Source organism: Tsukamurella conjunctivitidis, assembly GCF_007858475.1.
Lineage (GTDB): Bacteria > Actinomycetota > Actinomycetes > Mycobacteriales > Mycobacteriaceae > Tsukamurella > Tsukamurella conjunctivitidis.
Window position 1 is genome coordinate 143,824 of sequence record NZ_VIGX01000003.1, and the last position, 18,663, is coordinate 162,486.

The 18,663-nt window shown below is 72.6% G+C and carries 16 protein-coding genes; 4 read left to right on the forward strand and 12 right to left on the reverse strand.

From position 1 onward, the window contains the following. Positions 1-35: 35 nt before the first annotated feature. From murG to FK530_RS07780, 12 genes are all read right to left on the reverse strand, one after another. Complete coding sequence (murG, locus tag FK530_RS07725; RefSeq protein ID WP_146486455.1) at positions 36-1,133, reverse strand: undecaprenyldiphospho-muramoylpentapeptide beta-N-acetylglucosaminyltransferase; 1,098 nt, start codon at positions 1,131-1,133, stop codon at positions 36-38. Beyond that, positions 1,127-2,866 carry a putative lipid II flippase FtsW gene (gene ftsW, locus FK530_RS07730; RefSeq protein ID WP_146486456.1) on the reverse strand — a complete coding sequence of 580 codons (1,740 nt, stop codon included), beginning with the start codon at positions 2,864-2,866 and terminating at the stop codon, positions 1,127-1,129. The genes murG and ftsW overlap by 7 nt, the downstream gene beginning before the upstream one ends. Next, positions 2,863-4,341 carry a UDP-N-acetylmuramoyl-L-alanine--D-glutamate ligase gene (murD, locus tag FK530_RS07735; RefSeq protein WP_146486457.1) on the reverse strand — a complete coding sequence of 493 codons (1,479 nt, stop codon included), beginning with the start codon at positions 4,339-4,341 and terminating at the stop codon, positions 2,863-2,865. The genes ftsW and murD overlap by 4 nt, the downstream gene beginning before the upstream one ends. Next, the gene (gene mraY, locus FK530_RS07740) at positions 4,342-5,421 is read right to left on the reverse strand and encodes a phospho-N-acetylmuramoyl-pentapeptide-transferase (protein ID WP_146486458.1); all 1,080 of its coding nucleotides are present in this window, start codon (positions 5,419-5,421) and stop codon (positions 4,342-4,344) included. Beyond that, on the reverse strand, positions 5,418-6,965 hold the full coding sequence (locus tag FK530_RS07745; protein ID WP_146486459.1) for a UDP-N-acetylmuramoyl-tripeptide--D-alanyl-D-alanine ligase: 1,548 nt from the start codon (positions 6,963-6,965) through the stop codon (positions 5,418-5,420). The genes mraY and FK530_RS07745 overlap by 4 nt, the downstream gene beginning before the upstream one ends. Further along, a complete protein-coding gene (locus FK530_RS07750; protein ID WP_146486460.1) occupies positions 6,962-8,500 on the reverse strand; it encodes a UDP-N-acetylmuramoyl-L-alanyl-D-glutamate--2,6-diaminopimelate ligase in 1,539 nt (512 codons plus the stop codon). The genes FK530_RS07745 and FK530_RS07750 overlap by 4 nt, the downstream gene beginning before the upstream one ends. Before the next feature lie 24 nt (positions 8,501-8,524). Next, positions 8,525-10,492 carry a peptidoglycan D,D-transpeptidase FtsI family protein gene (locus tag FK530_RS07755; RefSeq protein ID WP_231706537.1) on the reverse strand — a complete coding sequence of 656 codons (1,968 nt, stop codon included), beginning with the start codon at positions 10,490-10,492 and terminating at the stop codon, positions 8,525-8,527. After that, positions 10,489-11,331 carry a cell division protein FtsL gene (gene ftsL, locus FK530_RS07760; protein ID WP_146486461.1) on the reverse strand — a complete coding sequence of 281 codons (843 nt, stop codon included), beginning with the start codon at positions 11,329-11,331 and terminating at the stop codon, positions 10,489-10,491. The genes FK530_RS07755 and ftsL overlap by 4 nt, the downstream gene beginning before the upstream one ends. After that, positions 11,328-12,335, reverse strand: a complete 1,008-nt coding sequence (rsmH, locus tag FK530_RS07765) for a 16S rRNA (cytosine(1402)-N(4))-methyltransferase RsmH (protein WP_146486462.1) — start codon at positions 12,333-12,335, stop codon at positions 11,328-11,330. Before rsmH ends, ftsL begins: the two co-directional genes overlap by 4 nt. 153 nt (positions 12,336-12,488) lie before the next feature. Then, positions 12,489-12,920: a division/cell wall cluster transcriptional repressor MraZ gene (gene mraZ / locus FK530_RS07770; RefSeq protein ID WP_126197196.1), complete on the reverse strand. Its 432-nt coding sequence runs from the start codon at positions 12,918-12,920 to the stop codon at positions 12,489-12,491. Between the two features lie 680 nt (positions 12,921-13,600). Further along, complete coding sequence (locus tag FK530_RS07775) at positions 13,601-14,020, reverse strand: SCO2097 family morphological protein (protein ID WP_146486463.1); 420 nt, start codon at positions 14,018-14,020, stop codon at positions 13,601-13,603. A 106-nt stretch (positions 14,021-14,126) separates the two neighbouring features. Beyond that, positions 14,127-14,540, reverse strand: a complete 414-nt coding sequence (locus FK530_RS07780; RefSeq protein ID WP_146486464.1) for an SAV_6107 family HEPN domain-containing protein — start codon at positions 14,538-14,540, stop codon at positions 14,127-14,129. Between the two features lie 230 nt (positions 14,541-14,770). Between FK530_RS07780 and FK530_RS07785 the strand changes: the two genes are divergently transcribed. The 4 genes from FK530_RS07785 to FK530_RS07800 are packed head-to-tail and all read left to right on the forward strand — an operon-like array spanning position 14,771 to position 18,654. After that, positions 14,771-15,385: a GNAT family N-acetyltransferase gene (locus tag FK530_RS07785; protein WP_146486465.1), complete on the forward strand. Its 615-nt coding sequence runs from the start codon at positions 14,771-14,773 to the stop codon at positions 15,383-15,385. Positions 15,386-15,413: 28 nt separating this feature from the next. Further along, positions 15,414-16,991, forward strand: a complete 1,578-nt coding sequence (locus FK530_RS07790) for a phytoene desaturase family protein (RefSeq protein WP_146486466.1) — start codon at positions 15,414-15,416, stop codon at positions 16,989-16,991. Then, complete coding sequence (locus tag FK530_RS07795) at positions 16,988-17,698, forward strand: LppM family (lipo)protein (RefSeq protein ID WP_146486467.1); 711 nt, start codon at positions 16,988-16,990, stop codon at positions 17,696-17,698. The genes FK530_RS07790 and FK530_RS07795 overlap by 4 nt, the downstream gene beginning before the upstream one ends. Before the next feature lie 11 nt (positions 17,699-17,709). Continuing rightward, positions 17,710-18,654: an alpha/beta hydrolase gene (locus FK530_RS07800; protein ID WP_146486468.1), complete on the forward strand. Its 945-nt coding sequence runs from the start codon at positions 17,710-17,712 to the stop codon at positions 18,652-18,654. Positions 18,655-18,663 lie beyond the last annotated feature (9 nt).

The following is an 18,663-nucleotide window of genomic DNA, read 5'->3' on the forward strand; positions in this document are numbered from 1 at the left end:
CTGCAGCCGCTCCGGCAGCGCTCCTGTCGACTCGGTCACGACGTCCGCCTCTCCTGTGCCAGTGCGAGGGCCGCCGCGGCCACGGTGCCCGCCGCGTCACGATGCCCGGTTCCGCCGGCCGCCGCGCTCATCGCGGCGAGGCGGTCGGCGTCGCCCGCGAGCGGGACGACCGTCTCGCGCACCGCCTCCGGGGTGAAGGCGGCGTCGTCGACGAGCAGTCCCCCGCCCGCGGCGACGACCGGCTTCGCGTTGAGCGCCTGCTCGCCGTTGCCGTGGGCGAGGGGAACGTAGATCGCGGGCAGCCCGACGGCGGCGACCTCGGCCACCGTCATCGCCCCCGACCGGCACACGGCGAGGTCGGCGGCGGCGTAGGCCAGGTCCATCCGGGTCAGGTAGGGCACGGCGACGTAGCCCGGCACGTCGACGGCCACGGAGTTCTTGGGGCCGTAGGCGTGCAGCACGCCGATGCCCGCGTCGGCGAAGTCCCGGGCCGCGCCCACGACACCGTCGTTGAGGCGGACGGCGCCCTGGCTGCCGCCGAAGACGAGCACGACCGGCCCGTCGGCGGGGAGCCCGAAGTGGGCGCGGCCCTCGGCGCGCAGGGCCGCGCGGTCGAGACCGGTGATGGAGGCGCGGACGGGAATGCCCACGACCTCGGCGGGCACGCCGGAGCCGGGGACCGCGGCGAAGACCTTGGTGGCGAGCTTGGCGCCGACCTTGTTCGCGACGCCCGCGCTGGCGTTGGCCTCGTGGATCACGATGGGAACACCCATGCTGCGGGCGGCGAGATAGGCCGGCAGGGCGACGTAGCCGCCGAAGCCGACGACGACGTCGGCGCCGGTCTCGCGGAGCACCTTCCGGGTCCGCCGCACCGCGCCGGCGAGCGTGAAGGGCAGCTTCGCGAGGTCCTTGCCGGGCTTCCGCGGCAGCGGGACGGGCGGGATCATCGCCAGCGGGTAGCCGCGCTCCGGGACGAGCCGGCCCTCGAGCCCCTTGGGGGTGCCGAGAGCGGTGACCAGGGCGTCGGGCCGCTGGGCCCGCACGGCGTCGGCCACCGCCAGGGCGGGTTCGATGTGTCCTGCGGTGCCGCCACCGGCCACCACCACCGAAACCGCTCGAGAAGAACTCACCACGCCCGTCTGCCCTTTTCCTGTCCTCGGCGCCGCTGCTGCTGCCGCGGCGCGTTCCGCTGCTGTCCGGCGCGCTCGCCCCGCCAGGGCTCCCCGCCGCGGCCCTGCGGCCGCATGGGCGGGAGGTCCCGCCGGGGAGACTGCCGCCGGGTCAGGTTCTCGTCACCGTACGGGTGTCGATCGTACGGCGACGGCGCTGCGGGCGCGGTGCGCCCCATCGGCGGCGCTGCGGTCCGCCCCTTCGGCGCGGTCTGCGACGGGCCGCGCCGGGCGGGCGCGGGGCGACCCGGCCGCGGTGCGGGACCCCGGCCCGCGGGGCGCGGCGGGATGTAGGGCATCGGCTTGGGCAGGCGCAGCAGGCGACCGGTCCGGCCCTCGCGGCCTCCGGCCAGCGCCGCGATCGCCTCGGGCTCGTGCCGCGCCGCGTTCGCGAGCAGGCCCATCATGAACAGTACGAGGATCACCGAGTTGCCGCCCGCGGAGAGTAGCGGCAGCTGGATGCCGGTGACGGGCAGCAGGCCCACCACGTACCCCATGTTGATGATCGCCTGCAGCGCGATGAGCGTGGTGATGGAGGCTGCCATCAGCCGCAGGAAGGGATCGGCGACCCGGCGGGCGATGCGCATGCCCGCCCAGGTGAGGATGCCGAACATGAGGATGACCACACCCGCACCGAGGTAGCCGAGTTCCTCGCCGATGATGGCGAAGATGAAGTCGTTGTGCGCATTGGGCAGGTAGCTCCACTTGGCGGTCGAGTTGCCCAGCCCCACCCCGAACAGCCCGCCGTCGGCGAGCGAGTACCGCGCCTGGTTCGACTGGTAGTTGGCGCCGAGCGCGTCGTCGGTGCGGCCGAGCCAGGCCTGCACGCGCGCCGAGCGGTAGCCCTCCGCCAGCGCGAAGAAGATGCCGAGCAGGGCGAAGACCACCAGCAGCGACGCGATGAGCTTCGAGGACAGCCCGGCGTAGTAGAGGAGCATCGCGCCGACCGCGACGATGATCATGGCCGTCGACTGGTTGGGCTCGGCGACGACGAGCGCCGCCATGAGCACCACGACCGGGCCGAGCGGGAGCAGCAGCTCCTTGATGTTGCCCTTGCGGCCCCGATCCGCGAGGAGGTGCGCGCCCCACACGATGAGCGCGACCTTCGCGATCTCCGAGGGCTGCAGCGTGAAGCCGCCCACGTCGATCCAGCGGCGCGCGCCGCCGACCATCGAGCCGACGCCCGGTACGAGCACGGCCGCGAGCAGCGCGATGGACACGAGGACGCCGCCGAGCGCCACCCGGCGCAGCAGCGCGGGGCGCAGGTAGAGGGCGAGGACGAAGGCGACCACGCCGAGGCTGACGTAGATCAGCTGGCTGGTGAACTTGCCCCAGGGCGAGCCGGTGGCGCTGATGTCCTCGACGGACGAGGCCGAGAGCACCATGATCAGGCCCATCACGGTGAGCACCGCGGTGAGTCCGAGCACCAGGTGGAAGGACGCGAGGGGGCGGCGCAGGGCCGTCGCGAGCCCGACGGCGGCGCCGCGCAGGACGGAGGCACCCGTGCGCGCGACGTCCGCGCCGGTGCGGGCCGTCGACGCCGCCCGGGCGCCCGCCGTGCCGCGCGGACCCGTCGACTCCGCGGCCGTCTCCGGGGGCTGCGCGTCGAACTCGGTGCTCTCGGGGGCGTTGACGGCGCCGGGAACGAGGTCGGGATCGGTGTCGGAACCGGCGGCGGCCTTGCCGGCGCGGCTCACGAGGCGTCTCCGAGCGCCCGGGCGGAGGCGGCGAAGGCGTCGCCGCGGTGCCCGTACGAGGTGAACATGTCGAGCGAGGCCGCGGCGGGCGCCAGCAGCACGACCGGGGCGGCACCGTCGTGCGCTGCGGCTTCGGCGATCCGGGCGGCCTCGGCGACGACCGCAGCCATCACCGCATCAGCATCGCCGGACACTCGCACATCGCTAGCCCCAGTCGTCCCTACAGAACGACTTGCATCATTAGTCACAGGAGACACACGACTATGTTCGCCCGCGGACACCCGAACCACGGGGACATCGGGCGCGTGTCGCGCGAGTGAACCCGCGATTTCGTCGCGATCCAGTCCGAGGAGCACCGCGCCCATGAGCCGCGGCGCCACGCGCTGCACCAACGGCGCGATATCGGCGCCCTTGAGCTGGCCGCCCGCGACCCACACCACGCGCTCATGCGCCTCGATCGAGTTGAGCGCCGCGTGCGGGTTGGTCGCCTTGGAATCGTCGATGTAGGTGACCCCACGCACCCGGGCGACGGTCTCGGCGCGGTGCGCACCCACCCGGAACGCGGCGAGGGCCTCCCCCGCCCGCGCGGCGGTGACGCCGACGGCCTGCGCGAGCGCCGTCGCCGCCAACGCGTCCGCGATCCCGGCCGGCCCGGGGGGCGACACCCGGTCCGCGAGCAGGACCGGGGCACCCGCACCGTCGACCAGGACGCCCCCGCGCACCCCGTAGTCGCCCGGTCCGGGCTCCCCCACGGTGAAGCCGACGGTGACCGTCCCCCGCAGACCGGAGGCCACCGGGTCGTCGAGGCCGATGACGGCGAGCTCCCCGGCGAGGGCGCGGGCCTTGTCGGCGGTGTACGCAGCCATGGAACCGTGCCAGTCCAGGTGGTCCTCGGCGACGTTGAGCACGACACCGGCGCGCGGACGCACCGACGGCGCCCAGTGCAACTGGAAGGACGACAGCTCGACGGCGAGCACGCGGGGATCGGCGTCGTCCCCGATCGCGTCGATGACGGGGCGGCCGATGTTGCCGCAGGCCACGGCGCGTACGCCGGCGTGCAGCAGGATCGACTCCAGCATCTGGGTGGTCGTGGTCTTGCCGTTGGTGCCGGTCACCACGAGCCAATCGCGGGGCGCGCCGAAGGCGCCCGCGCGGTCGATCCGCCAGGCCAGCTCCACGTCACCGATCACCTCGACCCCCGCAGCCTCGGCGGCCACCACGACGTCCGCAGTGGGCCGGAACCCCGGCGCGACCACGACCAGGTCGTATGCGGCCAGGTCAGCGGCACCGAGGCCCGACAGATCGAGGACGGTGATGCCCGGAACCTCGGCCGCGACCTTCTCCCGCGCCGCGGGCTTCCCGTCGGCGACGGTGACCGTGGCCCCGAGCCGGAGCAGGGCCCGGGCGACGGCCGGGCCGGTGACACCCCCGCCCGCGACGAGGACGTGCGCGCCGGGGCCGGGGATCGTCGCCATCTAGCCGACCGCGCCGGAGCCGAGGAACTCGGCGTAGAAGAGCACGAGGCCCAGGCCGCAGGAGATGGCGGTGAGCAGCCAGAACCGGATGATCACCGTGGTCTCCGCCCACCCGGAGAGTTCGAAGTGGTGGTGGAAGGGCGCCATCCGGAAGACGCGGCGGCCCGTCGAGCGGAAGACCGCGATCTGGATGACCACCGAGACCATCTCGGCGACGAACAGGGCGCCCAGCACGACCGCGAGCAGCTCGGTGCGGGTCGTGATCGACAGGCCGGCCAGCAGGCCGCCCAGCATCAGCGAGCCGGTGTCACCCATGAAGATCTTCGCGGGCGCGGCGTTCCACCACAGGAAGCCGAGGCAGGCGCCGCCCGCCGCGACGGCGATGAGCGCCAGGTCGAGCGGGTCACGCACGTCGTAGCACCCGGCGACCTGCTTGGTCTCGCAGGCGTAGCGGAACTGCCAGAAGCTGATGAGTACGTAGCTGCCGAGGACCATCGCCATCGATCCCGCGGCGAGGCCGTCGAGGCCGTCGGTGAAGTTCACCGCGTTCGACCAGGCGGAGACGACGAACCAGCAGAAGATCACGAAGACGATCGCGCCCATCGAGATGGTGTTGATGTCCCGCGTGTAGCTGAGGAACTCGCTGGCCGGGCGGACCCCGTTGGCATTGGGGAACTGCAGCGCGAGCACGCCGAAGATCAGCGCGGCGACGGTCTGGCCGACGGTCTTGGCGGTCTTGTTCAGGCCCAGGTTGCGCTGCTTGCGCACCTTGATGAAGTCGTCGAGGAAGCCGACGATCGCGAGGGAGGTCGCGAGGCCGAGCACCAGGAGGCCCGAGGCGCTGGGTCCGGGCCCGGAGTTCCAGCCGAGCAGGTGCGCGCCCAGGTAGCCGGCCCACAGCGCCACGACGATCGCGACGCCGCCCATCGACGGGGTGCCGCGCTTCTTCTGGTGGCTCTGCGGCCCCTCGACGCGGATCTCCTGGCCGAAGCCCTGCCGGGAGAAGACCCGGATCAGGACGGGTGTGAGCAGGATCGCCACGGCCAGCGAGATGCCGCCCGCGAACAGGATCTGGATCACTTCGGTGACTCCCCGTTCTCGTTGTTGACCGCGCTCGCCGTGCCCAGGTGCTCGGCGACCTCCCACATCTTCTCGGACTTCGACGCCTTGACCAAAACGAGGTCGCCCGGCCGGAGCTCGGCGCGCAGGCGGTCCACGGCCTCCGCGCGCGTGTCCACCCGCACGGCCTCGCTGCCCCACGAGCCCTCCATCACGGCGCCCTGCCACAGCGCGTGCACCGCGCGGGAGCTGCCGACGCAGATGGTCGAGGTGATGTCGAGCCGCACGAGGAACCTGCCGAGGCGGTCGTGTTCGAGGATCGAGTCGTCGCCGAGCTCGCCCATCTCGCCGAGCACCGCGAAGGTGCGGCGCCGCTCGCGGCCGGGAAGCCGCTCCCCCGCCTCGTCGTGCTCGGACATGAGCACGAGGCTGCGGAGCGCGGCGCGCATCGCGTCGGGGTTGGCGTTGTAGGTGTCGTTGACGACGGTGACGCCGTCCTCGGTCGTGAAGACGTCCATGCGGCGCGGCGACGCCGCCCCCGCGCCCGACAGCGCCTCGGCGACCTGCGCGACGCTCGCGCCGCACTCCAGGCCGACCGCCGCAGCGGCCAACGCGTTGTGCACCTGGTGTTCGCCGTGCACCTTGAGCGCCACGGGCGCCGTGCCCGCCGCGGTCCGCAGAGTGAACGACGCCCGGGCCTGCGCGTCGATGCGCACGTCCACCGCGGCCACATCCGCCTCGCCGGCACCGGATGCGCGGCCCGCCGCGGTGCCGTAGAACACCACGCGCGCCCCGGTCCGCGACGCCATCGCGGCCACCGCCGCGTCGTCCGCGTTGAGGATCGCGAGCCCGTCCGCCGGCAGCGCCTCGACCAGCTCGCCCTTCGCTCGGGCGATCGCCTCGCGCGAGCCGAACTCGCCGAGGTGCGCGGTGCCCACGTTCAGCTCGACGCCGATCCGGGGCGGCGCGACCTTCGCGAGCGCCGCGATGTGCCCCTCGCCGCGGGCCGACATCTCCAGCACCAGGAACTTCGTCGACGCGGTCGCACGCAGCGCGGTCCAGGGATGACCGATCTCGTTGTTGAAGGAGCCGGGCGGCGCGACGGTCTCGCCGAGCGGCCGCAGCACCGCGGCGATGAGGTCCTTCGTCGAGGTCTTGCCGGCCGAGCCGGTCACTCCGACGACGGTCAGTCCGTCCGCGGCGAGCGCCTTCGTGCAGTGCGCGGCGAGGTCGCCCAGGGCCTTCAGCACCGCCGCGCCCGCGCCGTCGACGTCGTTCTCCAGCGCCATGACGCGGTTGTCGGTCTCGCCCGAGACGGGCACGACGATCGCCGGCACACCCACCGGACGCGCGCCGAGCACGGCGACCGCGCCCTTCTCGATCGCCGTCGCGGCGAAGTCGTGGCCGTCGACGCGAGCGCCGGGCAGCGCGAGGAACAGGCCGCCGGGGCCGATCTCGCGGGAATCGAACTCGACCGTTCCGGTGACCTTCGCCTCGGGGTCGGGCACGTCGTGCAGCGCGCCGCCGACGATCGCGGCGACCTCACGCAGGGTGAGCTCGATCATGCGCGCGCCTCCAGCGCCGCGGCCAATTCGTCGCGGTCGTCGAAGGGGTGCTTGACGCCGTTGATCTCCTGGCCGGTCTCGTGACCCTTGCCCGCCACGAGCACGACGTCGCCCGTGCGCGCCCAGTTCACGGCCTCGACGATGGCGGCGCGGCGGTCGCCGATCTCACGGACCTCGCCGCCACCGGCCACGGCACGGGCGCCCGCGACGACCGCGGCGCGGATCGCGGCGGGGTCCTCGGTGCGCGGGTTGTCGTCGGTGACGATCACCAGCTCGGCGGCGCTCGCAGCGGCCTCCCCCATGAGCGGGCGCTTGCCGCGGTCGCGGTCGCCACCCGCGCCCACGACCACGGCGATCCGGCCGGCGGTCTGGCCGCGCAGCGTCGCGATCACCGCGTCGAGCGCGGCGGGCTTGTGGGCGTAGTCCACGACGGCGAGGAAGTCCTGGCCGCGATCGATGCGCTGCACCCGCCCGGGCACCGCGACCGCGCCGATGCCGCGGGCCGCGTCGGCCAGCGGGACCCCCGCCTCGTGGGCGATGACGAGCGCCAGCGCGGCGTTGGCGACGTTGTACGCGCCGGGCAGACCCACGACCGCCGAGAAGGTCTGGCCGTCCGGGCCGCTCAGGGTGAAGCGCTGGGTGCCGTCGGAGTACGCGGCGACCTCGCCCGCGGTCCAGTCGGCGGGCCCGGTGGTGGCGACGGTCAACAGCGGCAGCCCGGCGGCGCGGCGCAGCTCGGCCATCCGGTGGCCCCACTCGTCGTCGACGCAGATCACCGCGCTCTCGCACGCCTCCGGCCCGACGAAGAGCAGCGACTTCGCGGCGAAGTAGTCCTCCATCGTCGGGTGGTAGTCGAGATGGTCCTGGCTGAGATTGGTGAAGGCGCCGACGGCGAACCGCGTACCTCCCGCCCGGTTCTGGGCGAGCGCGTGCGAGCTGACCTCCATCACGGCGGCGGTCACGCCGCGCTCGACCATGGACGCGAACAGTCCCTGCAGGGCCGAGCCCTCGGGCGTGGTGAGCGTGGTCGGCACGTCCACCCCGGCGATCCGGGTGCCGACGGTGCCGATCAGGCCCGTCGGGTTGCCGCCCGCGGCGAGCGCCGCCTCGACCAGGTAGCTGGTGGTGGTCTTGCCCGAGGTGCCGGTGATGCCGACGAGCGTCATGCTGCTCGACGGTGCGCCGTACACGACGGCCGCGACGGGGCCCAGCATCGACCGCGGATCATCGTGCAGCAGCACGGGGACGTCGTGACCGTCCTCCGCGAGGAGGGCGGCACCGTCGGGATCGGTGAGGACCGCGACGGCCCCCGCCTCGATCGCGCCGGCGGCGAACCGCGCGCCGTGCGTCGCGGTGCCGGGGACCGCGCAGAACAGGTCCCCCGGGCGCGCGTCCTGCGCGCGGACGGTGGCCCCGGTCAGGCGCACGTCACCGGCGTCCGCACCGGCGAGGGTGACGCCCGGGACCTGCGCCGCGACCTCGGCCGGCGTGGCTCCGCGGGGGTGGGCGGGGCGTGTGAGAGTCGATTCGGGCACCGGTAGATCCTACCCGCCGGTTAACTACTTTCCGGCCACCAGCGTCAGCGGCTTCGACGGCGGCGAGAGCGGGACGCCGTACTTCTGCAGCAGGAACGCGGCGATGTCGTGGAACAGCGGCGCCGCGGACTGGCCGCCCGTGCCGTCGGAGCTCCGGGTGGGCGCGTCCATCATCAGGCCGATGACGAAGCGCGGGTCGTTCGTGGGCGCGACGCCCGCGAAGGTGATGTTGTACAGCGAGTTGGAGTACGCCTTGGTCACGGGATCGACCTGCTGCGCGGTGCCCGTCTTGCCGCTGATCTGGTACCCCTCCACCGAGCCCGGCGCGCCGGTGCCCTGCTGGTAGCCCATCGGGTCGCGCTGCAGCGCGGCGCGGAACATGTCGAGCACGGTGCGGGCGGTCTCGGAGCTCATCACCCGGACCGGCTCGGCGCCGGCCGAGGGGTTCGCGGCCCCGTCGACCTCCTTGATGATCCGCGGCGGGATCCGGACCCCGTCGTTGGCGACGGCCTGGTACATGCCCGCCATCTGGAGCACCGTCATCGACAGGCCCTGGCCGATCGGCAGGTTGGCGAACGTGCCGCCGGACCACTGGTTGCGCGCGGGGACGGCACCGCCGGACTCGCCGGGCAGGCCCACGCCGGTCGCGCGGCCGAGGCCGAAGCGATCGACGTAGTCGGCGAAGGCGTCCTCGCCGACGCGCTGCGCGAGCATCAGGGTGCCCACGTTGGAGGACTTACCGAAGACACCGGTCGTGGTGTACGGCTCGGTGCCGTGCGCCCACGCGTCCTTGACCGTGACGCCGGACATCCGGATCTGGCCCGGGACCTGCAGCACCTCGTCGGGCTTGGTCTTGCCGCCGTCGATCGCGGCCACGGCGGTGATCAGCTTGTTCACCGAGCCCGGCTCGAAGGGCGTGGTCACCGCCAGATTGCCGGTGCGCGCCGCCTCCGGGTTGTTGTTGATGCCGAGCGACGGGTTGAAGGTGTTGTCGACGCCCATCGCCATCACCTGGCCGGTCTTGGCGTCCAGGACCACGGCCTGCACGCTCTTCGCGCCCGACTTGGCCTTGGCCTGCGCGACGGCCTGCTGGACGAAGAACTGCACGTCGTTGTCGAGCGTGAGCACGACACGGGCCCCGTTCGCCGCCGGATGGATGTCGCGGGTGCTGCCCGGGATGACGGCGCCGTCCGAGCCGCGGTCGTAGGTGCGCGAGCCGTCCGTGCCGGCGAGGATCGAATCCAGCGAGGACTCGAGGCCGATCAGGCCCTGCCCCTCGAAGCCGGTGGTGCCCACGATGTTCGCGGCCAGCGAGCCGCCCGGGTAGTTGCGGATCGACTGCCGCTCGGCGCCGACCTCGGAGTACTCGTCGGTGATCGCGGAGGCCTTGGCCGGGTCGACGCCGCGGGCCAGGTAGACGAAGGTGTCGTTGCCGCGCATCTGCTCGAGCAGCTTCTGCTCGTTCACGGAGTCGCCGAGCACCGAGACGATCTTCTTGGCGATCTGCTGCAGCCGGTCGTCGACGGAGACGGGCTCGACGCCCTTCGCCGCATCGCCGCCCTCCTTCACCAGTTCGACGTCCTTGTCGTACTTCTCCTGGATCTGCTTGCGTACCGCGACGGGCTGCAGGGTCAGCGACTTGGCCTCCATGGTGAAGGCGATCGGCTGGCCCGCGCGGTCGGTGATCGAACCGCGTACTGCCGGCAGCACCTCCTTGACCTGGCGCTGACTCTCAGCCTTAGCGGACAGCGTCGGCGCCTGCACGAACTGGACCACGCCGAGCCACACCGCGATGACGGTGAAGACCGCGACGATCACCCAGCCCCCGACGCGCAGGCGGCCGGAGAAGGGGGTCGCGGCCTCGGGGGCGCGTCCGCCCTTGACGCGGGCCCGCGCGGACTGGTGCGCCGCCTTGGGCGTCGCGGCACCGCGCGGCGCCCCGGAGCGGGCGGTGGGCCGCGTCTTCGTCGGCGGTCGCTGGGAGCGGGTCACCGGGCCGTCCCCTGGGCCGGCGCCTGCGGCGCCGGGCTCGGGGTGGGGCTCTGCGCGGGCGTCTGGGCGGCCGCCGACGGTGCGGGCGTCGGCGCGTTCACGACGGTCGGGCTGCCGGGGTTCATGGTCACCAATTGTTCCCCGCCCGCCGGTGCGGGCCCGGAATTCCCGGCGACCGGCGTGCCGGATCCGTTGGACGTGGCACCGCTCGGGTCGCTCGTCCGCTGCGCGGGCGGGTTGAGCGCGGGCTTGGCGGCGCCCGTGGCCGGCGCGGGCTTACCGACCACGACCACCTTGCCGCCCTCCTTGCCCACGAGGACCGGGACGGTCCCGGCGGGGATCATGCCGAGGGCGCTGGCGCGCTCGGCGAGACCGGGCGCGCTCTCCCCGGACTTCACGTCGCGCTCGAGTGCCGCCTTCTTCTCGGCGAGTGAATTGTTCACGGCCTCGCGGCGGGTCAACTCGTACGAGTTCTCGGCGCTGCCGGTCGAGAGCCACAGGGTCATGCCGAGCCCGGCGCAGACCAGCGCGATGAGCGCCAGCACGAAGGGGACTCGGCGCATCATCCCGGTGGGGCGCGGCAGGCGTGCCAGGAGGCCCGTGGAGGCGGCGCCGTCGCGGTGCCGGCGCAGCGCGCGCTCGGCCGGCGTCTCGCGCAGGGTGCCGCCCGCGTCGAGGACGGCGCGCTGCTGTTCGAGGCGCTTCTGGCGACGGTCCAGCGCCCGCTGCGCGGAACTCGACCGGGGCCGCGAGGTGTCGCGGTCGTCACGGCGCGCAGGGGCCCGCCGGGTCCGGGTGTCCGGCGTCGACGGTGCCTGGGTCGCGTTCGGTGCGGTCATCGCGCGCTCCTCGTGCTGCGGGTCCGGTCGGTGGGGGTTTCGAGGCGGCGGGCCGCGCGCATGCGCACGGGCGCCGCCCGCTGGTTCTCGGCGATCTCGTCGTCGGTGGCGCGTTCGGCGCCGCGGGTGAGCAGTTCGAAGGTCGCGCCGGTACCGGGCAGTTCGACGGGCAGCCCGGCGGGCGTCGTGGACCGCGTCCGCTCGGCGAGCGCGGCCTTGACGATCCGGTCCTCGAGCGACTGGTAGCTGAGGAAGACGATGCGACCGTCGGGGGCCAGCGCGTCGAGGCCCTGCGGGACCGCGGCCTCCAGCGAGGCGAGTTCGGCGTTCACCTCGATGCGCAGGGCCTGGAAGGTGCGCTTGGCCGGGTGTCCACCGGTGCGGCGTGCGGGTGCGGGGATCGTGGCGTAGAGCAGTTCCACGAGGCGGCCGCTGGTGGTGAACGGCTCCTTCTCGCGCTCCTTGAGCACGGCGGAGGCGATCTTGCCGGCGAACCGCTCGTCGCCGTAGCGCTGGAGGATCCGCGCGAGGTCGCCGTGCGAGTAGGTGTTGAGGACGTCGGCCGCGGTGAGCGGGTCCTCCGCGTTCATCCGCATGTCCAGGGGCGCGTCCACCGAGTACGCGAATCCGCGCTCGACGCGGTCGAGTTGCATGGAGGAGACCCCGAGGTCGAACAGGATCGCGTCGACGCCCGGCCCTCCGGCGTCGCGCGAGAGCCCCAGTTCGTCGAGGGCGTCCGCCATCCCGTCGTAGCGGGTGTGGACGGGGATGAAGCGGTCGCCGAACCGGGCCAGCCGCTCGCCGGCGATCGCGTGGGCATCGGAGTCACGATCGAGGCCGACCACCCGCGCGTGCGGGAAGGATTCGAGGATGAGTTCGGAGTGTCCGCCGGCGCCGAGGGTCGCGTCGACGTAGACGGCCCCGTCGCGCTGCAGGGCCGGGGCGAGGAGCTCACGCACGCGGGTCGCGAGGACCGGCACGTGACCGAAGAACTCGTCGGACATGACTCCTCCAGGGCACACGATGGCGTTCGATGGGTTCGTCGTGGTGGAGCGGGGTCCCCGCCCGACCCGTACCTGGCGTTGGGGAAGTACGTCAGGGCCGGTTCGGGCGCAGGCCTCGGTCCACCTCGACCGGGCCGCGCATGAGCGCGGTTGTCAGAAGATCGCCTTGAGCGATTCGGACTGCGGCTGTGCGTAGTCGTCTTCGTGCTGTGCCTGGTAGGCGTCCCACGCCTCCGCGTCCCAGATCTCCAGGAACCTCCGCGATCCGACGACGACGCATTCCTTGGTCAGGCCTGCGTAGCGGCGGTGATCGGCCGAGAGCGAGATCCGACCCTGGGAGTCGGGCCGCTGATCGTCCGAGCTGGCGAAGAAGTTGCGGTAGAAGGCGCGTCCCGCGGGGTCGGTCCATTCGATGGCATCGGCCTTCTCGGCGATGCGCTCGAACTCCGCCTTCGGGTACACCGTGAGGCTTCGATCCTGTCCTTTCGTGATCGTCAGCCCACCCGCCAATTCCTCGCGGTACTTCGCGGGGAGGGTGAGCCGTCCCTTGTCGTCGAGCTTCGGCGTGTAGGTACCCGTGAACATCACGGCCACCTCCCGCCTACCCCGAGGGGTTGTCACTGGATCGAGACTTCAGACTAGCGCGTCTTTCTCCAGTGCGCCCCACATTACCCCACCATTCTCCACTTTCAACCACATCGTCGCGCGTTTCGCGGCGTTTTCTCAGAGTTGTGGCAGGTCATCGCCGTGGCGGGAAGTGGGGGACGCCCGGCGCACCGGCGTGGCGAACTTCGTCACACCGACGAGGCCACTCACGATCTGCGCGACGGTTGGGGCTCATGAGACGTAACAGACGTCGCGATGGTCGGGTGTGGGGAGAAGTGGGGAACGTCGGTGGGGAGAAGTGGGGAACGACCCAGCGGGGTGGTCGGACGCCGTGGATCCGCGACACGGCGCGCGCCCGCGACCGAATCCGGCCCCGTCCGGCTGAGCCGTCGATCCACAGCGGCGGCGCAGCGCGCAACGCACACGACGGACGGTGGGCGGAGTGCTGCCACGATCGGGATCACGCCCGCGGGGGCGTCACATGGGCGACGGGCTTCGTCGTCGCGGCCGGCGGCCATCGCCGTACCGAGTGAGCGACGGCAGGACGAGCGGACGCGCCGCATACGGCGCGATGGGCCGCGCCGCCGCGTCGATTTCGCTCACAGCGCAACGAAAAGAGCCGCCGACCACGGGGTCGGCGGCTCTTTCACGAACTCAGATCACGGGAAGCGGCGGCGGAAGCGCTCCTCCATGCGGGAGACGAAGGACTGTCCGGACGCGCGGGCGGCGCCGACACTGCGGCCGCGCCCCGCCCGGGAGCGCACCGATCCGTCCTCCTCGACGGTGCCGCGCGGGCCCTTGGCAGCGGGACCGGACCACAGCGCGTAGATCACGGAACCGAACATCAGCAGGAAGCCGACGAGACCGACGATCACGGTGTATTCGACCTTGCCCAGCAGCATACCGGCGATGAGCAGCATCAATCCGACCGCGAAGCCGATCGCGGCGATGACGCGACGCTTACCGGAAGCGCCGCCGAACCGTCCGCCCCGCACGTTCGACGCGAACTTCGGATCCTCGGCGTAGAGCGCGCTCTCGATCTGGTCGAGCATGCGCTGCTCGTGCTCGGAGAGTGGCACGTTCCCCTCCTTCAGCACTCATGGGGTCCAACTCCTCTCTTCATGATACGAGGCTTGCGACCCGACGACCACTATCCGTCGAAGAATGAGCGTCAGCTGTGAGAAATCATGCAGCCCGGCACAGGTCCGCTTCGACAGAATTCAGGAAGGTCTGCACGCGGGCGTGCAGCACGGCGACCTCGTCCTCGTCGACGGTGCGCGCGGTGGTCTCGAGCGCCGCCACCACACCGGAGACCGACGTGAAGTAGGCGACCCACTCCGCGTACCCCGGGGCCGCCTTGGCGAGCCGCAGCCAGGCGTTGCGCGTGGGGCGCCGGATGCCCGTCTCCCGCTCGGCCAGCAGAGCGGCCGCACCCCGCAGCGCGGCGTGGTAGATCTCGCGGTACTGATCGGCCGGCGCCGGCGAGCCGCCGGCGCGAGCGAGGAACTGATCCGCACGATCGAGGATGCGGGCCGCGCCCGACTCGCCCGTACGACGACGGGAACCGACGTGATCGATCCGTGCCTTCGATTCGACCATGACCTTCCTCCTACTCCGTGGGCCTTCTCACCCTGTTACCGCGAGTTGTACCGGACGGGACTGACACGTAACGCTTCCCTCGTTCCGCGCCGGCCCCGCCCGGAGGACCGGGATCGGCACCCGCCCCGGCGCCAGAACATGCGCGCCAATCCGATGGCCCGTGATCGAACAATCATTCGATCACTTCTAATATAGCGTGAGTACGGGAGACGTCAAGGGAGAGGAAGTCCGTGAGCGCAGTGCCGACGCAGCAACCACGGATCCACGCCCTGTCACCGCAGGACGCCACCCTGTGGCTCCCCGCCGCGCTGCAGATCTACGTCGCCGCGATGGACTATCCCGCCGGAACCGAATCGCACCGTCTGCCTATGTGGCGCGAGCACCTGAACCGGCCCGGCTACGCAGCCTTCGGCGCAGTGCAGCCGCTGCCCACCGAGGACGGCCGCATGGTCGACCACCTCGTGGGCATCGCCTACGGCTACAGCGGCGACGGCGACCAGTGGTGGAACCGCCAACTCCGCGTGGGACTGGGCCGGCGCGGACTGTCGCAGGACCGGATCGAGGCCATGGCCGCCGACTACTTCGAGCTCACCGAGCTGCACGTGCACCCGGCGGCGCAGGGGCACGGGGTGGGCGCGGCCCTGCTCGGCGCCCTGCTCACCGGCCGCCCCGAGCCGCGCGTACTGCTCTCCACTCCGGAGGTGGCGGCGGAGCAGAACCGCGCGTGGCGGCTCTACCGCCGCACCGGCTTCTACGACGTGCTCCGTGACTTCCGCTTCTCCGGCGACCCGCGACCGTTCGCCGTCCTGGGCCGCGACCTGCCCTTCGTCCCGCCCGCGCCGTGAGCGCCCGCAGCGCGAACGGCGCTCCTCGATGAGCATCGAGGTCGATGTCGCCGTCGTCGGGTCCGGACACAACGCGCTGGTCGGCGCCGCGTACCTCGCCGCGCAGGGACGATCCGTCGCGGTGTTCGAGGCAGACACGGTGCCCGGCGGCGCGGTCAGCACCGTCGAACGGTTCCCGGGCTACCGCGTGGACCGCGGGTCGTCGGCGCACCTGATGTTCCGGCACACCGGGATCGCGGAGGACCTCGACCTCACCGCGCACGGGCTGCGCTACCTCGACTGTGATCCGTGGGCCTTCGCCCCCACGCCGCCCGGCGGTACCGCGCCGCCGATCCTCTTCCGGAAGGACCTCGACGCCACCGTCGACTCGATCGCCGCGGCCTGCGGGGCCCGGGAGGCGGCGGCGTACCGCCGGTTCGTCGCGGACTGGACGCCCCGTGCGCGGGCGACCATGACCGCCTTCGGAGCCTCCCCCAGCGCCCCGCGGCTCGGCCGAGCCTTCTGGCCCACGAAGGGGCGCGCGAGCCTGACCCAGATGTCCCGCACCTACCTCGCCTCGGGCGATCAGCTCCTCGACGAGTACTTCGACGACGAGCGTCTCAAGGCCGCCCTCGCCTGGTTCGGGGCGCAGTCGGGCCCCGCGATGAGCGAGCCCGGCACCGCGCCGATGATCGGTTTCGCCGCCCTCCTGCACACGCTGCCCCCGGGCCGGGCGGTCGGCGGCAGCGGCGCCCTGACGGCCGCCCTCCTCTCCAGGCTCGCGTCCGACGGCGGCACCGTCGCGCTCGGGACGCCCGTCACGGCGCTGCGCCGGTCCGGGCCGGGGTGGGCGGTCATCGTCGGCGGGCCCGACGGTGCGCGGACCGTCCGGGCGCGCACCGTGCTCGCGGGCTGCCACGTGCTCACCACTCTGGGCCTGTTGGAGCGCGGCGGCTACGACGCGGCCCGGGTCGCCGGCTGGCGGCGCAGCATCCAGGTGGGGCCCGGCGTGGGGATGGTGCTCCGGCTCGGCACCACGGCCCCGCCGGCCTTCACCGGGGTGCCCCTGGCCGAGCAGGCAGGGCTCGGGCTGCTCACCGCGGACCGCGGCCACCTGGCCCGGGCACGAGGCGACATGCTGGCCGGGGACCCGCCCCGTCGGCCCGCGGTGCTGGCGATGACCTTCTCGGGCATCGACCCGTCGATCGCGCCGGCGGGCCGGCACAACACCACGCTGTGGGCGCAGTGGTACCCGTACGCGCTGCGCGGGACCGACTGGGCCGCGCTCGCGGAGGCGGAGGCCGACCGGATCGTCACGGAGACGCAGCGCTGGGCGCCGGGCTTCGCCGAATCGATCGAGCACCGCTTCGTGCAGACCCCGGCGACCCTCGAATCGGAGCTGGGTCTGCTCGGCGGGAACGTCATGCACGTGGAGATGGCACTGCACAACATGCTGCTCTTCCGCCCGGTCCCGGAACTCGCGGGCGCCCGGATCCCGGACGCGCCGGGTCTGGCGCTGGCGGGCGCGTCGATGCACCCGGGAGGCGGCGTGAACGGATCGAGCGGGCGGATCGCGGCGCGGCTGCTCGCCCGCGACCTGGGACACCTGGCACGATGGCGACCGTGATTCTCCGAAGGATGCTCGCGGCGTTGGCGGTCCTGCTGCTGGTCGCCGCCCCCGCGGCGTGCTCGAGTCCCGGCCCCGGCGACCGGATGTCCGGAAAGATCGTCGCCGCGCAGACCCCGGCGGCGAACCCGCAGGGCCCGCAGATCTCGGCGCCGGGCGAGTTGAAGGGCCTCGCGGAGGTCAAGGCGTACGACTCGAACGGCAAAGTCGGCACGCAGATGATCTTCCAGAACATCACGTTCGGCCAGTTCAACCAGGTCGGCGACGTGGTCTCCCAGGCCTTCGACACGTCGGCGGCGTCGATCAAGATGCGCGTGCAGCGCACCGGCGGCACCGTGATCCTCTCCGGCACGGCCGACCTGTCGTCGCTGGCGCCGAACTCCGCGGTCATCGTGGTCTCGCTGCAGTTCCCCGGCCCGGTGACCGCGACCAACGGTCAGCAGGAGGCCGACGACCTCGTGACGTGGACCCTCAACGCCGGCACCTCCGCGGCGCTGACCGCCGAGGCCGAGTACGCCGACCCGTCGATCGCCTCGTTCACCACGTGGGCGTGGATCACCGCGCTCACGTCCTTCCTCGCGGCCGCGATCGTCGCCGGTGCCGCCTACGTGCGCCGCGACCGCAGCCCGAAGCCCGGCCAGGAGAGCACCGAGCCCGAGTCGCTCGTCGAACTGCCGCAGTGGCTGCGGGAGAAGCTCAAGCGTTAGACGGGACGCCCATGAACTACACCGAGCAGTCCGCGTGGCGGACCATCCAGGAATCCCTCCCGCGGTCGTACCGACTGACGCCGGACACCGAACCCGACGAGGAGTGGTGGGCGCATCGCGGCCACCGCATCCATCTCGACACCTACCGCGACCCCGAGGCGCGCGTGAAGGTGATCCTCCTGCACGGTGTCGGCACCAACGGGCGCCAGATGTCGATGATCCTCGGTCACCCGCTCGCCGAGCGCGGCTTCGAGACCATCGCGATCGACATGCCCACCTACGGCGTCACCGAGGTGGCCCCCGGCGCGCTGGTCACGTACGACGACTGGGTGCGCATCGGCTCCGAGCTCGTCGACGCGGAACTGGCGAAGGACGATCGCCCGGTGGTCCTGTACGGGCTGTCCGCGGGCGGGATGGAGACCTACCACATCGCGTCGATCAACCCGCGGGTCAGCGGCATCGTCGGGATGACCTTCCTCGATCAGCAGTCCGCGAAGGTCCGGCGCGCCACGGCCTTCGACCCGGTCACCGGCGCCGTGGGCGCGAGCGTCATGAAGGCCCTCGCCCGCACGCCGCTGCGCGGGACGCGGGTCCCGATGAAGCTGGTCAGCAAGATGCGCACGCTGGTCAACGACCGCACGGCGAAGCGCGCCTGCTACGCGGACCGGACGTCCGCCGGCAACCTGGTCTCGCTGGCCTTCCTCGACTCGTACCTGAACTACCGGCCGGCGGTCCGGCCCGAGGAGTTCGACACGTGCCCGGTGCTCCTCACCCAGCCCGCCGCGGACCGGTGGACGCCACTGGCACTGTCGACGCCCTTCCTCGACCGGATCACCCGCGTCCCGGTCGAGACCGTGATGCTCGAGAACGCCGGACACTATCCGCTCGAACAGCCGGGCCTGGACATGATGGTCGAGACGATCGCCGCGTTCGCGGCCGCGCGCGCCGGTTCCTAGCGGCGCGTC

Coding starts and splice junctions, on each gene's coding strand:
- ftsL (WP_146486461.1), bottom strand. CDS start 11,331: ATGACCGCACCGAACGCGACCCAGGCACCGTCGACGCCGGACACCCGG.
- rsmH (WP_146486462.1), bottom strand. CDS start 12,335: ATGTCCGACGAGTTCTTCGGTCACGTGCCGGTCCTCGCGACCCGCGTG.
- FK530_RS07790 (WP_146486466.1), top strand. CDS start 15,414: ATGAGCATCGAGGTCGATGTCGCCGTCGTCGGGTCCGGACACAACGCG.
- murD (WP_146486457.1), bottom strand. CDS start 4,341: ATGGCGACGATCCCCGGCCCCGGCGCGCACGTCCTCGTCGCGGGCGGG.
- FK530_RS07745 (WP_146486459.1), bottom strand. CDS start 6,965: ATGATCGAGCTCACCCTGCGTGAGGTCGCCGCGATCGTCGGCGGCGCG.
- mraZ (WP_126197196.1), bottom strand. CDS start 12,920: ATGTTCACGGGTACCTACACGCCGAAGCTCGACGACAAGGGACGGCTC.
- FK530_RS07780 (WP_146486464.1), bottom strand. CDS start 14,540: ATGGTCGAATCGAAGGCACGGATCGATCACGTCGGTTCCCGTCGTCGT.
- FK530_RS07800 (WP_146486468.1), top strand. CDS start 17,710: ATGAACTACACCGAGCAGTCCGCGTGGCGGACCATCCAGGAATCCCTC.